Here is a 5,743-nt window from a genome sequence, read left to right as displayed (position 1 = left end):
ACGCGGTTGATCGTTATGGCGCGAAACGGGGTTGGTGCCACGCCTCATAACGTTGGCGGTGTTCCCGTAGCGCGGTGTAAGCGGAGCGCACCCGCAGGAGCAGCGGGAGTCGTGTTGCGGTTAGTTAAGCGGCTTGGCTTTTTAAGAGTGGCCATGCACCTTGCTTCGAGGCCTCCAGAATGACGATTTCATTGATCGTGCCATCCTCTGCGTAACTAATATGTGTATGCCAATCTTGAGAAACCTCCCTAACGGTAGGCTTTTCTGATAGGTGCAGAACCAGGATATCATCTGCTTCATCGTACGTAGTTCGCATTACTTATCCTCCCACTCAAAGTGATGCATGACTGTCTTTACCACTATTTTATCTTCCAAGACTGCTGCAATAGACAAAAGGTTGTCTTGACGATTTTCAAAATATCGCGCTATCCAAAACCGCGTAGCATCTTTGTATTTTACGGTTCCCTGCTCTACCAATTCTAGCAGCTCATTTTCTGTAATATTTCGAGTAGCCATGCGCTCACGGGCATGACGTGTTATATGAATATTTACCTTGAAACGGTGACTATGCATATTTACTTTCTGCACTTTTGGTTTGGGCGTCTTGCAGACGCCTTCGCGCCGGGCCGCCGCTACGGGTGACTCTTTCGCTCGTTGCTCTCGCTCTTTCGTTACGCCACGCTACGGGGTGATAGCCCCCTTCACCCTTCACCCTTCACCACTCACTACTTACTACTCACCACTTACTACTCACTATTCACTATTCACTATTCACCATTAACAACTCACCACTCACCACTCACCAACAATCCTAATCTCGGTGGTCTTTGACGATCATGATGAGCATGCTGAGGATGAACGCGAGGAAGATGGTGATGATGGCGAAGACGCTGCTGTTGTAGAGGCGGTTGGGCTCTGTTGGGTATTCCGGCATCAGCGGGCTTTGTAGCACGCTGACCTGCTTGAGCTGGCGGGCGGCTTCTAAGCGGGTGTTTTCTAGCGCGGCCAGGGCGCTGGAGTAGGTTTCCTGGGCGAACTGGGCTTGCAGCTCTAGGGTTTCGTACTCGGCAGAGACGCGGTTGAGCGAGTTGCCGGTGGCTTGGGCTAGGCGGTCGCGCTGCTCTACGATTTGGTCACGCAGGGCTGCAATGCTGCGCTCTACTTGGCGTAGCTCGGCCGATTGCGAGCTTTGGAAGCTGGCCAGGGCGTTGCGCTGGGCTTGCAAGCGGGCAAGATCGCCTTCAAGCGTTGCCACGACTTGGTTGATGCTTTCTACCGTGGCGGTAGGTGATACCAAGCCGTATTCGTTCTGGAAGGCGAGCAGTTGAGCGCGGGTTTCTTCGAAACGCTCTTCTAAACGCACCATTTGCCGCTCTAGAAAACGTACTTGCTCATCAGCAAGGCGGTGGCCCATTTCGTTCATGTGGTTTTCGCCCGCTTCTAGCAGTAGCGATGCCATATCGTGGGCGAATTCCGGCGTGTAACCTTGAACATAGATATTCAATACGCCTGCATACTCATCCAACTCTACCTCTACCCGGCGCAGGTAGTATTCATGTAGATCTTCAATGGGTACGTTGGGGTCACGCAGCTTAGCGAAGAAGTCGCCGTGTTCGCTGTAGTGTTGGCGAATGCCTAACTGCTCGTCTAGCAGGCGGAGCATATCGACCGACAGTAAATGCTCACGCAGTAGCAGCAGGTCGGCAGTATTGCCCGCACCACTTCCCATAAGTGAAGAAAGGCTAAACTCAGGCGTTGCCACCTGCGGGCTTTCGAGCACCACGGTAGCTCGGGAAACATAACGCTCTTGCGCCCATACAAACCAGTAGAAGCTGACAAGGGCAATTGCCACTAATGCAAACGCCCAATGCGGCGACTTCTTAACAAAACGAGTGAACGATATAAACATTAATTATTTAGCCTTTAACCGGTCAACAAAGCGGAGATGCATAAGTAGCCCCAGCGCATTTAGCGAAAGTGTCACCAGCCAGAAATACGTCATACTGGTGCCATGAATAATTTTGTAATTCTCAAAAAAACCCAACCGTAATGTTTCCAACCCATGAGGAATGGGGTTCAGCATTAGATACTCCAGCATCCAATGAGGAAGCTGATTCAAAGGAAATATGACGCCAGAGACAATTAACAAAGGAAGGGAGGTTATACGAATAATTTTGCCTACTTCAGGCACTAGCGTCGAAGCTACAGAAACGACTAGCCCCAACCCTATACCTAACCCCCATAACGCTAGCCAAGCTGATATTGCACGAACAGCATTATCGGGGAATAGCTCTAAACCAAGCAGCAAGCCGCCCGCAATAAAAATTAAAAATACAAAGGTACGCAGTGTTCCTTCCAAGAAATTGCGTACTACGACAGGGTCAACAGGATGCACTTGACGGTATGCAAACAGGGCGCTGTTACCTTCAATCGCCCCCATGCCCCGGAGCATGCCTTCGCGAACTAGGAAAAAGCCCATCATTCCGACAATCATCCAGGGAATGAAGGGGGCATTAGCAATCAAATTATCGCCGCTGATAAAACTGCGTATACCGACCATTACGGCAACAAGCGCAAAAGGCTCAAAAATCATCCAGAACCAGCCCATGCGGTCGCTCATGGTGCGAGAAATAGCTTCCCGCATAAACATGGCGTACCACACGCTGCGGGTGACTTGCCAAGGGGTGCGCGCCCCTTTTGGGGCGCTGTGTGTGTTGTCCATGAGGCTGTTTCTTTTGAGGTCAAGAACTTACATGAGGGGTTTATAAAAGTCTGTGGCGTGGACAGGGCTGCTTGCGCCGCCCTCCGCGGGTGCCTCTTTCGCTCGTTGCTCTCGCTCAGTCGTTACGCCGCGCTACGAGATACTACCTTCACCACTCACCACTCACCACTCACCATTCACTATTTACCAACCACCCATCACAAATCCACTGCCACGCGGGTGGCTACAGCCACTTGGTAGAGGATTTGCGTGAGCGTAGCGGCTAGCTGCAGGTTGTGGGTGGGCGCTTCTGGCATGACGAGGATTTCATCACCTGGGCGCAGCGGAGTGTTGCGGGCGTTTTCCACCGCGCCGTTTTGGCGAACCAGCAGGATGTGGTCATCGTCGGCACGCTGGGTAAAGCCGCCAGCGCTTTCGATGTAGTCGATCACGCTCATGCCGGGGCGGTATACCGCCGCTTGCGGCACCAGTACTTCACCGCTGATCAGAATGGAGTCGCTGATTTCCGGAATGGTGATCACATCGCCATCTTGCAGGCGGATATCCGCAATGCGGTCGTTGTAGGCCACTACCAAGCGGCCGCTGGGCTCTAGCTCGCGGGCGCGCTGCACGAAGTTTTGAATCAGTTCGGCTTCTTGGGCACGAATTTGCGCTTCTTCGTTGGTGCTGGATTGGGCGCTGAGGTAGGTGGTTTCCAGGCGGCGCAGGCTCTCTTCCATGGATTGCTGTTGCTGCTGTTTCACGCTTTCACGCTGTAGCGAAATGCTTTCCACGGCGGTCATGTTTTCCGGCACGGGAATGGCATCCAGCAGTTCACTCAAGCGCGCATCGCGGGGTAACGCAAAGCGGGATGGGCCGTAGTAGCTGCCCTCTACTTCTACCACGATAGTTTCGCTGCGCTGATCGGCGCTGAACGCCACTTCATCGCCACTGCGAATGGTTTGAGTATAGAACTCGTTCAGCGGGAAGTACTGGGCCATGGGGCCATCGGAGCGGTCGCCGCGCAGCAGTACATGAGATACGCCGCTTCTGAGGCGGGCAAGCTCTACCAGTTCGGCACCGCTTAGCTGGTTGCCGATAAGCTCGTAGCGGTGTTCACGGTGCACATCGCCCACCACGGCAATGGCCGGGCCGCGCTCTTCCACTACGATGGTGTCGCCATCCTGAAACTGCGGGCGCGCGATGCTGCCATTGATCAGGAAGTCGTAGAGATCCACCGTGGCGACGGTTTGGTCGTTGCGAATCACGCGGATTTGGCGATAGCTGCCCAGGTCTTGATCAATACCGCCTGCTTGGTCCAGGAAGTAGAGCACGGAGTCGTTGGGAGTTCCTGCAAAGCGGCCGGGGTTTTCCACGTAACCAGTGACGAACACGGCCACGGGCTGCACGCCCTGTACGTTGGTGTATACCTGTACGTTTTCGGGGTACACCGAGGTAATCGCACCGCGCACGCGGCTATCCACCTGCTGGCTGTTTTGGCCTTCTACATTCAGCGGGCCAGAGCCGGGAATAAAGATGTTGCCTTGGGCATCCACCGGCAGCACGCGGTCAAACTCGAACGCGCCCCAGGCACGCACGGTGATTTGGTCGCCGGGCTTGACTTGGTAATCGGCATTTAGGCCGTCTCCCATCGCCCCACGAAAGCCACCGGTAAAGAGGTTCGCTCCAAAGGGGGGAAGCGCATCGGGGTTTTGCTGGGGCTGGTTCGCTACCGGGCCGTAGGTACCGCTACGCCAGTCGGCGCGGGGAGTGTCGTTCACCGGAGGCTCTACCCGCTGCTGGCTGGCCTGGTCTTCCGGAAGAATGGTATTGGGTAGGCTTATACTCTGCGCCCAGCTAACGCTGCTGGCGGCACTGCCCAGCAAAGCCAGTGATAACACCGCTACCGGGCGCGTGAGGGAAAGCCGTTTCATTACGCGTTGCAAGCTCATTAATAGCGCCCTTGTGTGGTTCCTGGGGAGTGCGTCATTGGCGAGGTGAGCGACATCGCCCCTTGCTGGCTTTCTGGCAGCAGCATGCGCTGATTTACCCAACCGTTGGGGGTCGCGCAGGTAAGCGCGGTACGGGCAGCACCGCTACCCTGCTCGATGACCCGCAGTTTGCGGCACTCGCGACCACTGGCGGCCAAATAGGGCGCATCGGCCACGATCTCGACGTTATCGCCCCAGGGGCTTTGTACTAGGTTGAGCACGGCACCGGCAGGCGCTTGTGCGAGAAAGCCGTTGAGGTTTTCATCTTGCAGCGGCTTGGCGGTGTCGTTACCAAGCACGTACTGGACCTGCTGCTGGTTGCCGCTCGGGTAGGTAGCGCAGCCGCTAACGACGGCAACGCTCAAGGCGGCCAACAGCATGCGAGCTGGCCGCGCTATGAAAATGAGGGAGTTTGACATGGTGATTTCCAATAAAAAGGCACGCTACCGCCCAGGGATTGTAACGGGCGCATTCCCTTGCCCTATGCTGTGCGGATGAAATGTAATTAACCTGCGCCATTAAAAAGCACCCTGCATTGTAAGGGATTAACCGCTGGGGCTCTACGTTGACAAGGCTTTTACAGAAAATTAACTCTGTTTAGCATGCCGTGCATTAGGCGGCGTACAATAAAAAAATCGGCTCGCGTCCAAAATCCATGAACGTGACGGGGAGCAGCACCCCAACCTCACGTCAGCGAGATGAATTTTCTAGTTTTTAAGATCGAGTAGACATCATGGATTGACCTGCCCCTCCTCAACGTCGTGGATTACGTTGAGGTAGGGACCAAAATGCAGAGCCACTATTGAGGGAGGCAGGTCATGAAACAGTCTAACGCAACTCAGCAAGCTGTTGTCGAGCGGGCCGTTGCCCAGCGTGTCAGCGCCGCCGGCAACGTCCATGCCGCTTATATTGGCCTGGACGTGCACAAGGTCAGCATCTCGGTGGCCATCGCCGAGATCGGGCGCCAGGCGCCCGAGTTCCGCGGTGAGATTCCCAACGAACCCAAGGCCATCGACAAGCTGGTTCGCCAGCTGAGCGAGCGCTTCGCTGG

6 protein-coding genes and 1 pseudogene are annotated in these 5,743 nt (G+C 55.0%); 1 reads left to right on the top strand and 6 read right to left on the bottom strand.

Annotation, left to right across the window (positions count from 1 at the left end):
* Positions 1-124: 124 nt before the first annotated feature.
* The 6 genes from BMY49_RS13285 to BMY49_RS13260 all read right to left on the bottom strand — a co-directional run bounded on the left by BMY49_RS13285 (position 125) and on the right by BMY49_RS13260 (position 5,072).
* Positions 125-316 carry a DUF2283 domain-containing protein gene (locus BMY49_RS13285; RefSeq protein WP_016913348.1) on the bottom strand — a complete coding sequence of 64 codons (192 nt, stop codon included), beginning with the start codon at positions 314-316 and terminating at the stop codon, positions 125-127.
* The gene (locus BMY49_RS13280; RefSeq protein WP_074210383.1) at positions 316-573 is read right to left on the bottom strand and encodes a DUF4258 domain-containing protein; all 258 of its coding nucleotides are present in this window, start codon (positions 571-573) and stop codon (positions 316-318) included. The genes BMY49_RS13285 and BMY49_RS13280 overlap by 1 nt, the downstream gene beginning before the upstream one ends.
* Before the next feature lie 238 nt (positions 574-811).
* Positions 812-1,909, bottom strand: a complete 1,098-nt coding sequence (locus BMY49_RS13275) for a hypothetical protein (RefSeq protein WP_054645379.1) — start codon at positions 1,907-1,909, stop codon at positions 812-814.
* A 3-nt stretch (positions 1,910-1,912) separates the two neighbouring features.
* Positions 1,913-2,722 carry an ABC transporter permease gene (locus BMY49_RS13270; protein ID WP_089675777.1) on the bottom strand — a complete coding sequence of 270 codons (810 nt, stop codon included), beginning with the start codon at positions 2,720-2,722 and terminating at the stop codon, positions 1,913-1,915.
* Positions 2,723-2,919: 197 nt separating this feature from the next.
* Positions 2,920-4,653, bottom strand: coding sequence for a polysaccharide biosynthesis/export family protein (locus BMY49_RS13265; protein WP_089675776.1), 1,734 nt, complete (start codon positions 4,651-4,653; stop codon positions 2,920-2,922).
* Positions 4,653-5,072: a DVU3141 family protein gene (locus BMY49_RS13260; protein ID WP_244154970.1), complete on the bottom strand. Its 420-nt coding sequence runs from the start codon at positions 5,070-5,072 to the stop codon at positions 4,653-4,655. The genes BMY49_RS13265 and BMY49_RS13260 overlap by 1 nt, the downstream gene beginning before the upstream one ends.
* A 438-nt stretch (positions 5,073-5,510) precedes the next feature.
* Here BMY49_RS13260 and BMY49_RS17590 point away from each other — a divergent pair.
* Positions 5,511-5,743, top strand: a pseudogene (locus tag BMY49_RS17590) (hypothetical protein); the annotation flags it as partial.

It is taken from the genome of Vreelandella aquamarina (genome assembly GCF_900110265.1).
In the GTDB taxonomy this organism is placed as follows: Bacteria; Pseudomonadota; Gammaproteobacteria; order Pseudomonadales; family Halomonadaceae; genus Vreelandella; species Vreelandella aquamarina.
Note: the sequence above shows the minus strand (reverse complement) of the source record. Positions and strands in the feature narration are given on the sequence as shown.

Coding starts and splice junctions, on each gene's coding strand:
- BMY49_RS13270 (WP_089675777.1), bottom strand. CDS start 2,722: ATGGACAACACACACAGCGCCCCAAAAGGGGCGCGCACCCCTTGGCAA.
- BMY49_RS13260 (WP_244154970.1), bottom strand. CDS start 5,072: ATGCTGTTGGCCGCCTTGAGCGTTGCCGTCGTTAGCGGCTGCGCTACC.
- BMY49_RS13285 (WP_016913348.1), bottom strand. CDS start 316: ATGCGAACTACGTACGATGAAGCAGATGATATCCTGGTTCTGCACCTA.
- BMY49_RS13275 (WP_054645379.1), bottom strand. CDS start 1,909: ATGTTTATATCGTTCACTCGTTTTGTTAAGAAGTCGCCGCATTGGGCG.
- BMY49_RS13265 (WP_089675776.1), bottom strand. CDS start 4,653: ATGAGCTTGCAACGCGTAATGAAACGGCTTTCCCTCACGCGCCCGGTA.
- BMY49_RS13280 (WP_074210383.1), bottom strand. CDS start 573: ATGCATAGTCACCGTTTCAAGGTAAATATTCATATAACACGTCATGCC.